This window comes from Pseudomonas baetica (assembly GCF_019733355.1).
GTDB classification, from domain to species: domain Bacteria; phylum Pseudomonadota; class Gammaproteobacteria; order Pseudomonadales; family Pseudomonadaceae; genus Aquipseudomonas; species Aquipseudomonas baetica_A.
On record NZ_JAIHLQ010000025.1, the window covers coordinates 54,511 to 67,865 of the forward strand.

Genomic DNA, 13,355 nt, shown 5'->3' on the forward strand with positions numbered 1-13,355 from the left:
TGAGGAGTAGCACAAGGTCATCTTCGTCTTTTCGCTCGGCACGGTGTTCTCGATGTCGCTGCCCTATCACATCGGCAACGGTTGGCTAGGCGGTTTCCCGCCGACGGTGGCACTAGTCATGGTCGCAGTAACAGGGGATTGCGGCTGCACAGCGACTGTCCTGCTGGTAGTCATCACCCGGTTTTATCAGATTAAGTCGTTAGGCAACCGCAGGCTTCCCCCACCGTTCGTTCAGCCAATCAAAGAAATATCGAACGCTAGCCTCAAACCGCCCCTCCAACGATTACACCCATGGAGGTCTGCGATATGAACAGCAATGACGACAAAACCATGAATGCCCAGCCCACCGACGCTTCCGGGAAACCGGTGAATGTGGTCGAACGTGATCTTGAAGACAAGGACGGTGACACCAGGGCCGTGGATGAGGTGATCACACCGACCTCGACCCGGGTCAAAGAGCAGGACGCGGAGGCGTTAAAGCGCAAAACCGATGAGATTGAACGCAAGGTAGCGGACGGGAATTGATTTTTTCGCCGTATCAGGTGGATCTACCTCACCATCCTGGCCTCTCTCCGAGCATGAGCGCAGGGATCTGTGCGCTCATGCTCGCCCTTCTGCATCGCGGGTCTTCGACCTGTTGAGTTGAGTGATTACCGTGATTAAACCACGCTATGCCAAAGGCTCTGGCCAAGCGCCAGCGCACCTGGCATCGATCAACGCTGCAGACTCACAAACCGGCGACCTGGTTTTTGCCGGCGCTGTTGCCGGCCAGCGCCACGTTTCCTTCGCTTCGCATGCAGAGTTGCTGGCCATACTCAACGCCCTCATCCTCGAGCGGGTACCTTTTGCGGTCGGCGGCATGTGCCCGGGACCGGCGGATGAAGTCGGCTTGCTGATCGCCAATAAAGAACTGGCCGGCCCTTACCTCGAGCTGTCCTGGACTGGCCCGCAGCAATGGCTTGTGCGCCAGATCGGATACGCCTCAAGCGAATGGCAACAAGTCCCTGACGCGTGTGAAATCGCCAATATTTCATTTAGTGAAGAAACTCTCATCAGAAACATACTGGCCCGCCATTCGGGAACGGACACCCGTTGAACATTTCGAGAAAAGCAGCTCGGCACCACTATGGCCCAAAGCGTTACACCGCCACATTCGCGCGAGGTCTCGACACTGTCCGCTTATTGTTGGGCCCGCGAGCCCGACTCCAGTGTTGAAACTGATACCCCCGATACAGCCGCAAAGCATCAGTGTCATAGCGGTATTGAGTTCAGATGCCCGGCAGAAGCGTTCTTTCACGCAGGCATCAGCTCAAGAAATGCGGAATTTTTTTGTGGCGTAAGCGACAAACACGCTACGGTGTCCCTCTGTTCTCAGCCAACAATCGACGAGGCCAATGTCATGAGTAAAACGCCCTACGTTCCGCCCCAGGTCTGGAAAAACGAAGCGCCATCCGGCGGCCAGTTCGCCAGCATCAACCGCCCGATTGCCGGGCCGACGCATGAGAAGACGTTGCCCGTGGGCAAACATCCGTTGCAGCTCTACTCGCTTGCCACGCCCAACGGCGTGAAGGTAACGATTCTGCTAGAGGAGTTACTGGCGCTAGGGCATACCGCTGCCGAATACGATGCGTGGCTGATCCGCATTGGCGAAGGCGATCAGTTCTCCAGCGGTTTTGTCGAGATCAATCCGAACTCGAAAATTCCTGCCCTGCTGGATCGCAGTGTCGAGCCGCCGATTAGGGTGTTCGAGTCGGGCGCGATCCTGCTCTACCTCGCAGAAAAATTCGGCGCCTTCCTGCCCAAAGACCCGGCAGGACGCACCGAGACGCTCAACTGGCTGTTCTGGCAGATGGGCGCAGCGCCTTATCTGGGTGGCGGATTCGGGCATTTCTACGCCTATGCGCCGGAGAAAATGGAGTACCCGATCAACCGCTTTACCATGGAAGCCAAGCGGCAACTGGATGTACTGGATCGGCGTCTTGCGCAAAGCCCTTACCTGGCCGGCGACAGCTACACCATCGCCGACATCGCGGTCTGGCCGTGGTACGGGCAACTGGTGCGCAACAATGTCTACTCGGCGGCGGAATTTCTGGCCGCTCACGAATACACTCATTTGCAGCGCTGGGCAGAGGATATCGCCAAGCGGCCAGCGGTCATTCGTGGGCAGCGCGTCAATCGGACGTGGGGCGATGAAGCGAGCCAGGTGCCCGAGCGGCATCAGGCTGGCGATTTGAATTAAGCCACCGGCGTAACACTGCTCTCGTTAATGGCGGCCGATCAAAAACTCATTTGATCGGCCGCCCAAGCAAACATTTATTCGCATCTTTCATGAGTGGCATTTGCGGGTGCCTATATGGCATCACGCTGAACGCAGAAGGTGCGAGTGTCCAACCCCCAACCGGTGCGCCTGGGAGACATCAAACCCATGCTGGACATCATCGCAATATTTCTCTGCATCACCGCGACCCTCGCCTACCTCAATCGTCGTTATGTGGGGCTGCCCCCGGCTATCGGCGTGATGGGCATTGCTTTGGGCCTCTCGCTATTGAACATGGCCTCTGATGCGCTGGGCTTTCACACGTTGCACACCATCGAACAATCATTGATCGAGTCCATCGACTTTTCCGAGTTGCTGATGCAAGGCATGTTGTCCTTGCTGTTATTTGCAGGTGCATTGCATGTCAACTTGTCGGAGCTGCGCTCCTACAAATGGCAAATTGCATGCCTGGCCGTCGTTGGTACAACCCTATCGACGCTGATCATCGGTTTTGGGCTCTGGGAACTGCTGTCCCTGACCAACCTTGAGTTACCCCTTGCATACTGCCTGGTGTTCGGCGCGCTGATTTCGCCAACCGACCCGATTGCGGTCATGGGCATCCTGGAATCAGCAGGTGCCCCCCGCAGTGTTGAGGTGGTGATTTCGGGTGAGTCGCTATTTAACGATGGCGTCAGCGTTGTGCTGTTTTCGCTGATACTGGCAATGATTGCGAGCGGTGAAACGCCCTCTGTCAGCGGTGCATCGCTGGTTTTGCTGAGGGAAGCGGGCGGCGGCGCGCTTTTAGGGGCGACGGTCGGGTACGTCACATACCGGATGCTCAAGAGTATCGACAGCTATCAGGAAGAGGTTCTCATCACGCTGGCTGCTGTGCTCGGCGGCTATGCCCTCGCCACGTCTTTGCATGTTTCGGGGCCATTGGCGATGGTGGTGATGGGATTGATTGTGGGGAACCAGGGACGCACCTACGCGATGTCTGAAAAAACCGAAAAAAACGTGGATATGTTCTGGGAGCTGATTGATGAAATTCTGAACGCGGTGCTGTTTGTACTCATTGGTCTGGAAGTCGTTCTGATCCAGTTCTCCAATCCTCTGATTGCCACGGGACTGATGGTGATCGTGCTGACTTTATTATCGCGGCTAATGACGGTTGGGGTTCCGATTGCAGTTCTGGGCGAACGTTTTCGGCTACCAAAGGGCTCATGGAGCGTGATGACGTGGGGCGGCCTGCGCGGCGGCATTTCGGTGGCGTTGGCTTTGACACTGCCGCCGGGAGAGGCTCGTGATGTCGTGGTATCGCTGACCTATTCGGTCGTGGTGTTTTCGATCCTGGTCCAGGGCATGTCCATAGGCAAACTGGTCAAACGCGTGATTCCATGCACCGACCGATGAAGTTCGCTCCAGCCTTGGGCCATGGCAAACAGGCCCATCCACCGCCATATGAAGCGAAGGCACTGAGCTGAATTGCAAAAACCTCACACTCAGTCGGCCAACGCGCCCATTCGCCATGAGCAGCAATAAAAGATAGTCTTTGGCCCACATCCTTGAAGCGTCACCCCATGACCAATCCCGAGTTTTCACCCGACATTGAAGCCATCCGCAGCATTGACGCGGTGCCCGTGATCCTCCGCATGGTCAAACACCTGACCGGCATGCGCTTCGCGGCAGTTGCTCGCGTGACTGAAAGTCATTGGGTGGCGTGCGCTGTCGACGATTCGATTGATTTCGGTCTGCAGCCTGGCGGCGAACTGGTACTCGAATCGACCATCTGCCATGAAATCCGACAACACAAGCAGCCGGTCATCTTCGGCAAGGCCAGTGAGCACCCGGTGTTTTCGCTGCATCACACACCGAAAACCTATGGACTGGAGAGCTACATTTCCATTCCGATCGTTAAGAGCAATGGCGATTTTTTCGGGACGCTGTGTGCCATCGACTCACTTGCGGCCAATGTCGAGGAACCGGCCATTGCCCAGACGCTCACGCTGTTCGCCCAGTTGATTGCCATGAACCTCGACAGCCAACGTCACCTTCAAGCCACCAAAACCGCCTTGGACACTGCCAATGAGCTGGGCAGGTTGCGTGAGCAGTTCATCGCCGTATTGGGGCACGACCTGCGAACACCGCTGAGCGCCATTCGAATGAGCGCCGATCTGCTGGAAACCAAAACCGAAGACAAGCGCTCACTGAAATTGCTTTCGGCGATCCGCAAAAGCTCTCTTCGCATGGGCGTACTGATCGAAAACATCCTCGATTTCGCCCGGGGGCGGTTGGGTGGCGGGATTCCCGTCCAGCGAAAAGTGGTAGATGACTTGCAGCAGACACTGCTGCTGACGCTAGAAGAGGTCCAGGCGTCCCATCCGCACGCAACGCTCATTCATGCGCTGGACGTGCCGACAGGGGTTTATTGCGACGCGTTGCGCGTCAGTCAATTGCTCTCCAATCTGCTCGGCAATGCAGTCACTCATGGCTCAACCACTGCACCGATCATCCTCAACGCCTATTCAGAGAACAACGACATTGTCATTGCGCTGACCAATCAGGGCACGCCGATTCCCGATGAGTTGATGCCGCTGTTGTTCGAGCCCTTTTCACGATCCGAAGCCGGGCAGCGCTACGAAGGTTTGGGTCTAGGGCTCTATATCGCATCGCAGATTGCGTCGGCGCACAACGGCACCTTGAGCGTTACCTCGGATCTTGAATCGGGAACACGTTTTGTGGCGAGATTCCCGGCTCAGTTCAAATGGGCTTGACCAGGCGCCAGGCGCTTACGTCGTCTGCCGGCGCATCGTCAGGATCGCAGCCCCCTGATCGATAAACAGCGGCAACAGCGCCGCCGCCGAGCGATCTGGCGCTCGAATCAGTCAATGGCTATACCTTCTGTGCTGCTACGTCCTGCCGAGGAAACCATGACTGACTGCGAACAACTCCATCGCGATGGCTATGCCCTGCTCCGACAAGCCATCCCCACCGAATGGCTGAATGAGCTTCGCAGCGTGTTCGATGCGAACGTGATGCCCTCAGATCAGTGGCCAACCCCGCGAGGCGCTCAGTGGCGCCATTCACTTTTAGACCTTGATGCAACGATTCAGGCTGTGTGTCGCTTGCCGCCGTTGCTGGCCGTGGCAGGCGAGCTGATCGCAGAACGATTTTTCCTCGCGCAAGTGGAAGGTCGCGAACCGCTTGGGGGTAGCGGGTATCAACCCTTGCATCGCGACTTGTCGGCGCAACGGCCGGGCGACATGGTCAACGCCCTGGCTTTTTTCGACGACTACGGCCCCGAAAATGGCGCGACGCGTATCGTCCCCGGCAGCCACCGACCTGAGTCGGAGCCGTCGCCCTTCGACTTCAATGATGAATCGCGCTCTGTGCAACTTTCAGGCTACGCCGGTGACATTCTGGTGTTTGATGCGGATCTGGTGCACGCAGGCAGCCTGAACCTCAGCGGGGCACGCCGGCGTAGCGTTCTGATCAGCTTCCGTTCGGAGTCGTTGTATGCGTCGCATCTGCAAACCTTGAGCCTGCGAGCCGTCCGGATGGACACCCGCGAACGCTTCAAACCTTGCGGTTTGTATTCATCCTCAGCGGGCGCCTGATCGACAGCACAAAACGCAAACAAAAAAAGCCCCGCGACCGAATGAAGGTGCGGGGCAAAGAATTGGTTGGTTGCGGCCAACCAAAGGAGCTCTTTTACATACGGCTACCGGGCGAAATCAGATGCAGTCCTGAGCGGCCCGTTCAAAAGTCGATGGCATGAAGTTCGAGGCCAGCAAGTGGCGCTCATAAAGAAACACCTTGCCGCCACTGCCGGCCTTGTAGGCTTCCAGTACGTTATCGGCCGCCACCTTGCTCGGCACCACGATCCGGTAGCTGCGCTGGGTCTGCGAGACGGTCGGGTTCAACGCACTGCCCTTCAGTTTCGGTACGACGCAATCGGCGTACTGTGCGGGCGTCTTGCTGGTCTGCAAGGTCAGGGTCGGGTCGTTCGGCGCGCTGACGCAACCACCGAGCAGCAAGGAGGCGAAGGCCATGGCTGGCACGAATAAAGAACGCATCGGTGTCATCCTGAAAATAAAAGTTCGGTTCAACCGGCAACGGTCCCGCTTGACGGCGTCGCCGTTGCCAATGATGTTTTAGGTGCTCAGCTCGCGGACACCAAGGCCTTGAGCGAGTTGTCGAACTGCTTCAACGCGCTGAGTTGCAAGTCACGTTGTTTCTCGATCTGCGCGGCAATTTGCGGCGGCGCCTGGTTGTGTACCCAGGCTGAGGGCAGCTGTTTTTCCACAGCGCCTTCAGCTTTGCCGATGTATTGCAGGTCGGCATCGTAGAAACGTGCAGTGAAACGCGCTTCGACCAGACTGTTGCGTTGGGTCAACAAGCGGTTGAACGTGTCGAGTTTGACCACGACATCCGGACGGGCCTGTACCAAGGCATCGAGGCTGTCGTAAACGGTTACCGACAGAAACTGTTGTTGCAACGAGCTCATCAACCAGTCGATGGCCAGTTCCGGATCAGAGCTTTCGACGAAAGCTTCGCGAATCCGCGAATCGAGCGCATCTTTCGCGCCGTTGACCGCCATGGCGTGGTAACGCTCAAGGTATTGCAGGTTGTCCCGAGTGTTTTCGCTGTACAGCACACCGACGGTTTGCGAGCGCTGCAACGTGGCACTGCTGCCGGTAATCGATTGAAAGTGACACGACCGGGCATCGTCTGCGTAGGTCGGTGCAGCGGCAGCGCTCAGCAGCAGGGCGGCCAGTACCAGTCGGGTCAACGTGTTCATCGCGCAAATTCCTTGAGCTGCGTGTTCGATGGAGGCGATTTTCCGCGCATTGCCGACAAAGCAGAACTTGCGTTTCTTGATGGTCACTATTACTTCTAGCAATAGTTGCGCACCTTGCAGACTGATACACACTCAATACAAATAGAAAAACATGAATGAGGAGTCCTCCTTGAGAACGTTTGACCTGATCCGCGACGCCGTTCTACACGACTTTCGCGAGCGAGTGGCCGAATACCTGGTCCAGTACGAAACCGTATTGCTGGATAGAACCATCTCCGATCAGCAGTACATCCGCGATACCGCCCATCAGTTGCGCGGTTACCTGCGCGGCCTGAACACCACACGGGTATTGGGCATGGCGGATTGGGAAGAACTGGATCGACGGATTGTCGATACGTGGCTCGCTCCCGAGCAATGACCTCCGGTGCCGATGCGCTGCACATCAATACGCGTTCGGCGAAAACGGCCCTAACGCTTACAATCGCCCATCTGACAGGCCTTGCAAGAAATGCCTGCGTCTGACCGGACTCACCACGCCAGGATGACCAACCCCATGTCCAGCCTCGACACCTCCCTGCAAGACAGCGCCGCGCCTGAAGGCGTTTGCTACGGCTGCGGCGGCCGCAATCCGCACGGGTTGCACATCAAAAGCCACTGGCATGAAGACGGCGTGCATGTCCTCGCCGAGCATGTACCGGACGCCAAATACTGTGGTTGGCCGGACCTGGTCTACGGCGGTTTGATCGCGATGCTGGTCGACTGCCATTCCAACTGGACGGCAATGGCCTATCACTACCGTGCGGAAAACCGCGAGCCCGGCACCCTGCCCCGCATTGACTGCGTGACCGGCAATCTCGGCATCAAGTTCATCAAACCGACGCCGATGGGCATCGCGCTGACCTTACGGGCAAAAGTCGAAGGCGAAGTCGGGCGCAAGACCCGGGTGATCTGCGAGGTGTTTGCGGGGGAGGTGCTGACAGCGGTGGGTGACTCGGTGTTTGTGCGGGTTGATACGGGGCAACTGGCCGACGCAGCACATGGTCGCTAAGTATTGGCGGCTGAAAGAAGTGCCGATGCGTATGAAAGCGCAAGTGAACCTTTTCCTGCGCGCAATCGGCGGTGGCGACCTTGAATTAAAGTGACCTGATCAGACCGTCAACCTGTGGCAAGGAAGCTTGCTCCCTCGCCACAGGTCATCACGGCCACGATTTACAGGATCAACCCTTCACATTTGCCCGCGCCGAATGCAGCTTCCTGTAGCTCTCGATCAGGCGCAAATGCCGATCCAGGCCTTCCAGTTTCATACTGGTTGGCGTCAGACCATAAAAGCGCACGCTGCCGTTTACCGAACCGATCGCCGCGTCCATCCGCTCGTTACCGAACATACGGCGGAAGTTGGCTTCGTAATCGGCCAGTTCCAGGTCTTCGTCGAGTTCCATTTCCAGCACCACGTTCACGGCTTGATAAAACAGGCCGCGCTCAACGGTGTTGTCGTTGTATTGCAGGAAGGCTTCGACCAGATCTTTGGCCTGATCAAACTTCTGCAAGGCGAGGTAGATCAGCAGGCGCAGTTCAAGAATCGTCAGCTTGCCCCACGGCGTGTTGTCGTCGAACTCGATGCCGATCAGCGTGGTGATATCGGTGTAGTCGTCCAGCTCGCTTTTTTCCAGGCCCGTCGCCAGGTTTCGCAGACCGACTTTGCTCAGGTTGTGCAAGTTGAGGATATCGGCGCGAAATTGCAGCGCTTTGTTGGTGTTATCCCAGATCAGGTCTTCGACCGGATAGATTTCCGAGTAGCCCGGCACCAGGATGCGGCAGGCCTTGGCGCCAATGTGCTCGTAGACCGCCATGTAGGCTTCTTTGCCCATGTCTTGGAGGATGCCGAACAGTGTGGCGGCTTCTTCGCCATTGGAGTCTTCACCTTGGCCGCAGAAGTCCCACTCGACGAATTCGAAGTCCGGTTTGGCGCTGAAAAACCGCCACGACACCACACCGCTTGAGTCAATGAAATGCTCGACGAAGTTGTTCGGCTCCGTCACGGCCTGACCCGAGAAGGTCGGCTGCGGCAGGTCGTTCAGGCCTTCGAAGCTGCGCCCTTGCAGCAATTCGGTCAGGCTGCGCTCCAGCGCGATTTCAAGGCTCGGGTGCGCGCCAAACGAAGCGAACACGCCGCCGGTGCGCGGGTTCATCAGGGTGACGCACATCACCGGGAATTCACCGCCCAGCGACGCATCCTTGACCAGCACCGGGAAACCCTGCTCTTCCAGTGCCTTGATACCGGCCAGAATGCTTGGGTATTTCTCCAGCACGTCCTGCGGTACATCCGGCAGCGCCATTTCGCCTTCGAGGATTTCGCGCTTGACGGCGCGCTCAAAGATTTCCGACAGGCACTGCACTTGCGCTTCAGCCAAGGTGTTGCCGGCGCTCATGCCGTTGCTGAGGAACAGGTTTTCAATCAGGTTGGACGGGAAGTACACCACTTCATTGTCCGACTGGCGTACAAACGGCAGCGAGCATATGCCGCGCTGAGTGTTGCCGGAGTTTGTGTCGATCAGGTTCGAACCACGCAACTCGCCATCGCGGTTGTAGATCTCGAGGCAGTAGGGGTCGAGGATTTCACTCGGCAGTTCGTCTTTCGGGCCAGGCTTGAACCAGCGTTCGTCCGGGTAATGCACAAATGGCGCATTGGCGATTTCTTCGCCCCAGAACTGATCGTTGTAGAAGAAGTTGCAGTTCAGGCGTTCGATGAACTCGCCCAGTGCCGAGGCCAGTGCGCCTTCTTTGGTCGCGCCCTTGCCATTGGTGAAACACATCGGTGACTGTGCATCGCGAATGTGCAGCGACCAGACGTTGGGAACGATGTTGCGCCACGAAGCGATTTCAATCTTCATGCCCAGGTCGGCGAGGATCCCCGACATGTTGGCGATGGTCTGCTCCAGCGGCAGGTCCTTGCCGGCAATGTAAGTGCCTGCCTGCGAATCCGACATCGGCATCAGCAATGCCTGAGCATCGGCATCGAGGCTTTCGACCTCTTCGATGATGAACTCGGGACCGGTCTGTACGACTTTCTTCACCGTGCAACGGTCGATCGAGCGCAGGATGCCCTGGCGATCCTTGTCGGAGATGTCCGCCGGCAATTCAACCTGGATCTTGAAGATCTGGTTGTAGCGGTTTTCGGGGTCGACGATGTTGTTCTGCGACAGGCGAATGTTATCGGTAGGAATGTTGCGGGTGTCGCAGTACAACTTCACAAAGTAAGCCGCGCACAGGGCCGACGACGCGAGGAAGTAGTCAAACGGCCCCGGTGCCGAGCCATCGCCCTTGTAGCGAATGGGCTGATCGGCGATCACCGTGAAGTCGTCGAACTTGGCTTCAAGTCGAAGGTTGTCGAGAAAGTTGACCTTGATTTCCATGCGGGATTACCAGAATACGGCTAAACGAATGGCGGCCATTATCCGGTTTTTGAGCGGGAAGTCTTGTGCTTTCGGGAGTGGCCGCTGGGTGGTGCCACCCAGTCTATTGGCCTTGTGCCCGGCCTATGCCCTTGGTGAATACGCTGCCCGCATCCCGAACCAACTGCCGCCACTCGGTGCTGCTGATCAGTCCTTGTGCCTCCATCTTATCGGCGGCCTTGAGCAGCTCGTCGTACTGCTGCTCCGGGTCCATCTGCGAGTTCGCCTGAGTCGCCAGTTCGCGCCATGCTGACAGTAATTCTTTCTTTCGCTGCTCGAACATTGGGTGATCTCGTTTGGGACTTCCTAGATAGAAACAAGGGACATCCGCCGGTTCAGCGCAGTCGACGGGCGGCGGCCTGGGCAAAAACCGAATCGCCATGTGTTTCCTTCGTTCTTTCTTGCGTCGCACTGTTCATTGCCCGTTTCTCTTTGCTGGAGTCCTCTCGATGCCCTCGCCTAAATCCCTGCCCACTGCCCTGCTGAGCCTGGCCCTCGCCTGCCCGGCCATGGCCGAGACTCAAGGCATCGAGTTGGGACAGGTACTGATTTCGGCAGAGGATCGCAGCGCTACGCACGCTTCTGTTGAAGACGCCAAGGCCCGCTTGGAGCAGGTGCCCGGCGGCACCAACGTGGTCGACATGCGTCAACCGTTGCAAGGTCGTGTGGCGAGCAATCAGGATGTGCTGGCTTATCAGCCGGGGGTTTACGCGCAGTCGGCGGGCAATGAAGGCGTGAAAATTTCCATCCGTGGCTCGGGCATTAACCGCGCACCGGGCGCCCATGCGTCGGGGCTGTACACGATGCTCGACGGCCTGCCACTCACCGGCCCCGGCGGCACACCGTACGAATTGCTCGAACCGTTGTGGGTCGACCATGTGCAAGTGCTGCGCGGGGCCAACGGTTTTGATCGTGGTTCGCTGGCGCTGGGCGGTGCCATCGATTACGTCAGCCACACCGGCTACGACGCGCCGACACTGCAAGTGCGTTACGCCACCGGTAGCCATGGCTATCAGCAGCGTCAGGTCAGTTCCGGACAAGTGCTGGGCGACTTCGATTACTACCTGTCGCTGACCGACTCAAACGCCGACGGCTATCAGGATCACACCGCCAGCGAGAGCAAAGGCGTGATCGCCAACGTCGGTTATCGCTTCAACCCGAACCTGGAAACGCGGTTCTACATCCGCTACCGCGAGACCGACAACGACCTCGCCGGGCGCGTGACCAAGCACGCCATCGAACACGATCCACGCTCGGCCAACCCGGCTTACGTGTCCCGCGACGACAGCCGCAAGCAGCCGGGCAGCACCTTCATCGGCAACAAAACCACGTTCTACATCGACGACGATTCGAGCATCCAGACCGGTCTCGTCTACCACGATTACCCAATGGACCTGCGCGAAGGCCCCAACCGCCTGAAGGTCGCCTACACCGACGTCAGCGGCACCTTCGACTACAAGCGCCGCGACACCCTGTTTGGCATGGAAAGCCGCAGCAACGTTGGCCTGCGCGTGACCAAACACCTGCCCAACGACGGCGCCAGTGAATTTGTACGAATCCCCACCGGTAATACGGCCCACTACGTGCCCGGCACGCGCATGCGCAACTTCACTTATCAGGGTTCGGACACCGTTCTGCATGTTGGCAACGACCTGGAAATCGCCGACGACCTGTGGCTGACCACCGGCCTCGCCGCCATCTACACCCGTCGCGAAAGTGCCGTCACCTACCCCGAAGGGGGTGGCAAAACCAGCATGAACGACTGGGACTACGCCCCGCGCCTCGGGCTGCGTTACCAGATCACGCCTGAGGTGCAAGTGTTCGGCAACCTCAGTCGCTCAGTCGAGGCGCCGCACCCGTGGTCGCTGATCTACAGCTCCAACGTGCGCTTCCCGGCGGGTAACGGCGCCGCCACCGGCACCCAGAAAGACCCGATCAAACTGCAAAACCAGACCGCCACCACCCTGGAACTCGGCGGACGCGGCGACAGCGTCCTCGGCGAATGGAGCCTGGCTTGGTACTACGCGCAAGTGCGCCACGAATTGCTGTCGGTGCTGCCGGACGCCAACGCGGTAACGCCTTACGAACTCAATGCCAGCCCGACCATCCACCAAGGCGTCGAAGCCAGCCTTGACAGCAAACTCTGGTCAGCCGCCGATGGCCGACAGTTGAGCCTGCGTCAGGCGTACACCTTCAGCGACTTCCACTATCGCGATGATGATCGTTTTGGCGACAACCGCTTGCCGGGGCTGCCGATGCACTACTACCAAGGGGCGTTGCGTTACGACTGGCCGCAGGGGTTCTTCGCTGCTGTGAATACGCAACTGGTGTCAAAAGTAGCGGTGGATTACGCCAACAGCTACTACGCCGATCCGTATGCGCTGTTTGGCGCGACTGTGGGTTACAACGCGCCGAAGGGTGACTGGCAGACTTGGGTGGATATGCGCAATCTGACCAACAAGCGCTATGCGGCGACGGTCACGCCGGGGTTTGACGACAAAGGGCTGGATGCTGCGCGGTCGACGCCGGGTGAAGGGATGGGGGTTTATGTCGGGGTTTCGTGGAGTTTGCTCTGAAGCCAATCAGCGGACTGATGAGTGAGGTGCGGATGGAGCGCCAATCAAAACTGGACATCGAGCGCGCCGCCTATGACAACTTCCTCCGTCTTTGGGATCTCGGCGAGTGCGAGGGCCAGCGTTTTGGCCAGGCTTTCTATAACCACTTCCGCTTGCATCGAATTACCGATCAGACGCTTTTGCACCGGCTTTACAATACTGACGGCAAACAGGCGCTAAAGGTAATTGGCAGCGTATTTCAGATCCCGTAAGCCTTAGCGCATTCAGGCTTG

14 protein-coding genes and 1 pseudogene are annotated in these 13,355 nt (G+C 58.0%); 11 read left to right on the top strand and 4 right to left on the bottom strand.

What is annotated here, in order from left to right; genetic code table 11:
• Positions 1 to 49 precede the first annotated feature (49 nt).
• From K5E40_RS35675 to K5E40_RS21965, 7 genes and pseudogenes are all read left to right on the top strand, one after another.
• Positions 50 to 178: pseudogene (locus K5E40_RS35675) on the top strand (hypothetical protein); the annotation flags it as partial.
• A 128-nt stretch (positions 179 to 306) separates the two neighbouring features.
• The gene (locus K5E40_RS21940) at positions 307 to 525 is read left to right on the top strand and encodes a hypothetical protein (protein ID WP_221732565.1); all 219 of its coding nucleotides are present in this window, start codon (positions 307 to 309) and stop codon (positions 523 to 525) included.
• Positions 526 to 655: 130 nt separating this feature from the next.
• Entirely contained in the window at positions 656 to 1,096 is a 441-nt protein-coding gene (locus K5E40_RS21945) for a hypothetical protein (protein ID WP_311775969.1), read from the top strand.
• A gap of 303 nt (positions 1,097 to 1,399) precedes the next feature.
• Entirely contained in the window at positions 1,400 to 2,239 is an 840-nt protein-coding gene (gene yghU / locus K5E40_RS21950) for a glutathione-dependent disulfide-bond oxidoreductase (protein ID WP_221732566.1), read from the top strand.
• Positions 2,240 to 2,425: 186 nt separating this feature from the next.
• The gene (locus K5E40_RS21955; RefSeq protein ID WP_221732567.1) at positions 2,426 to 3,667 is read left to right on the top strand and encodes a sodium:proton antiporter; all 1,242 of its coding nucleotides are present in this window, start codon (positions 2,426 to 2,428) and stop codon (positions 3,665 to 3,667) included.
• A gap of 167 nt (positions 3,668 to 3,834) precedes the next feature.
• A complete protein-coding gene (locus K5E40_RS21960; RefSeq protein ID WP_221732568.1) occupies positions 3,835 to 5,028 on the top strand; it encodes a GAF domain-containing sensor histidine kinase in 1,194 nt (397 codons plus the stop codon).
• A gap of 156 nt (positions 5,029 to 5,184) precedes the next feature.
• On the top strand, positions 5,185 to 5,871 hold the full coding sequence (locus tag K5E40_RS21965) for a phytanoyl-CoA dioxygenase family protein (protein WP_221732621.1): 687 nt from the start codon (positions 5,185 to 5,187) through the stop codon (positions 5,869 to 5,871).
• Positions 5,872 to 5,988: 117 nt separating this feature from the next.
• Here K5E40_RS21965 and K5E40_RS21970 read toward each other — a convergent pair whose 3' ends face one another.
• Both K5E40_RS21970 and K5E40_RS21975 read right to left on the bottom strand, forming a co-directional pair.
• Entirely contained in the window at positions 5,989 to 6,330 is a 342-nt protein-coding gene (locus tag K5E40_RS21970; RefSeq protein WP_221732569.1) for a hypothetical protein, read from the bottom strand.
• Positions 6,331 to 6,416: 86 nt separating this feature from the next.
• Positions 6,417 to 7,055 (bottom strand): ATPase, encoded by a 639-nt coding sequence (locus K5E40_RS21975; RefSeq protein ID WP_221732570.1) that lies wholly within the window; start codon positions 7,053 to 7,055, stop codon positions 6,417 to 6,419.
• A 169-nt stretch (positions 7,056 to 7,224) separates the two neighbouring features.
• Here K5E40_RS21975 and K5E40_RS21980 point away from each other — a divergent pair, with 169 nt between their 5' ends.
• The gene (locus K5E40_RS21980; RefSeq protein ID WP_221732571.1) at positions 7,225 to 7,473 is read left to right on the top strand and encodes a hypothetical protein; all 249 of its coding nucleotides are present in this window, start codon (positions 7,225 to 7,227) and stop codon (positions 7,471 to 7,473) included.
• 135 nt (positions 7,474 to 7,608) lie between these two features.
• The gene (locus tag K5E40_RS21985) at positions 7,609 to 8,103 is read left to right on the top strand and encodes a PaaI family thioesterase (protein WP_221732572.1); all 495 of its coding nucleotides are present in this window, start codon (positions 7,609 to 7,611) and stop codon (positions 8,101 to 8,103) included.
• Positions 8,104 to 8,272: 169 nt separating this feature from the next.
• On the opposite strand, the gene K5E40_RS21990 is transcribed toward K5E40_RS21985, so the two are convergent.
• Positions 8,273 to 10,468 (bottom strand): OsmC domain/YcaO domain-containing protein, encoded by a 2,196-nt coding sequence (locus tag K5E40_RS21990; protein WP_221732573.1) that lies wholly within the window; start codon positions 10,466 to 10,468, stop codon positions 8,273 to 8,275.
• A 103-nt stretch (positions 10,469 to 10,571) separates the two neighbouring features.
• Positions 10,572 to 10,790: a hypothetical protein gene (locus tag K5E40_RS21995; protein ID WP_221732574.1), complete on the bottom strand. Its 219-nt coding sequence runs from the start codon at positions 10,788 to 10,790 to the stop codon at positions 10,572 to 10,574.
• 166 nt (positions 10,791 to 10,956) lie between these two features.
• On the opposite strand from K5E40_RS21995, the gene K5E40_RS22000 reads away from it, so the two are divergent.
• A complete protein-coding gene (locus K5E40_RS22000; RefSeq protein WP_221732575.1) occupies positions 10,957 to 13,083 on the top strand; it encodes a TonB-dependent receptor domain-containing protein in 2,127 nt (708 codons plus the stop codon).
• Positions 13,068 to 13,334, top strand: coding sequence for a hypothetical protein (locus K5E40_RS22005; protein WP_311775970.1), 267 nt, complete (start codon positions 13,068 to 13,070; stop codon positions 13,332 to 13,334). The genes K5E40_RS22000 and K5E40_RS22005 overlap by 16 nt, the downstream gene beginning before the upstream one ends.
• Positions 13,335 to 13,355 lie beyond the last annotated feature (21 nt).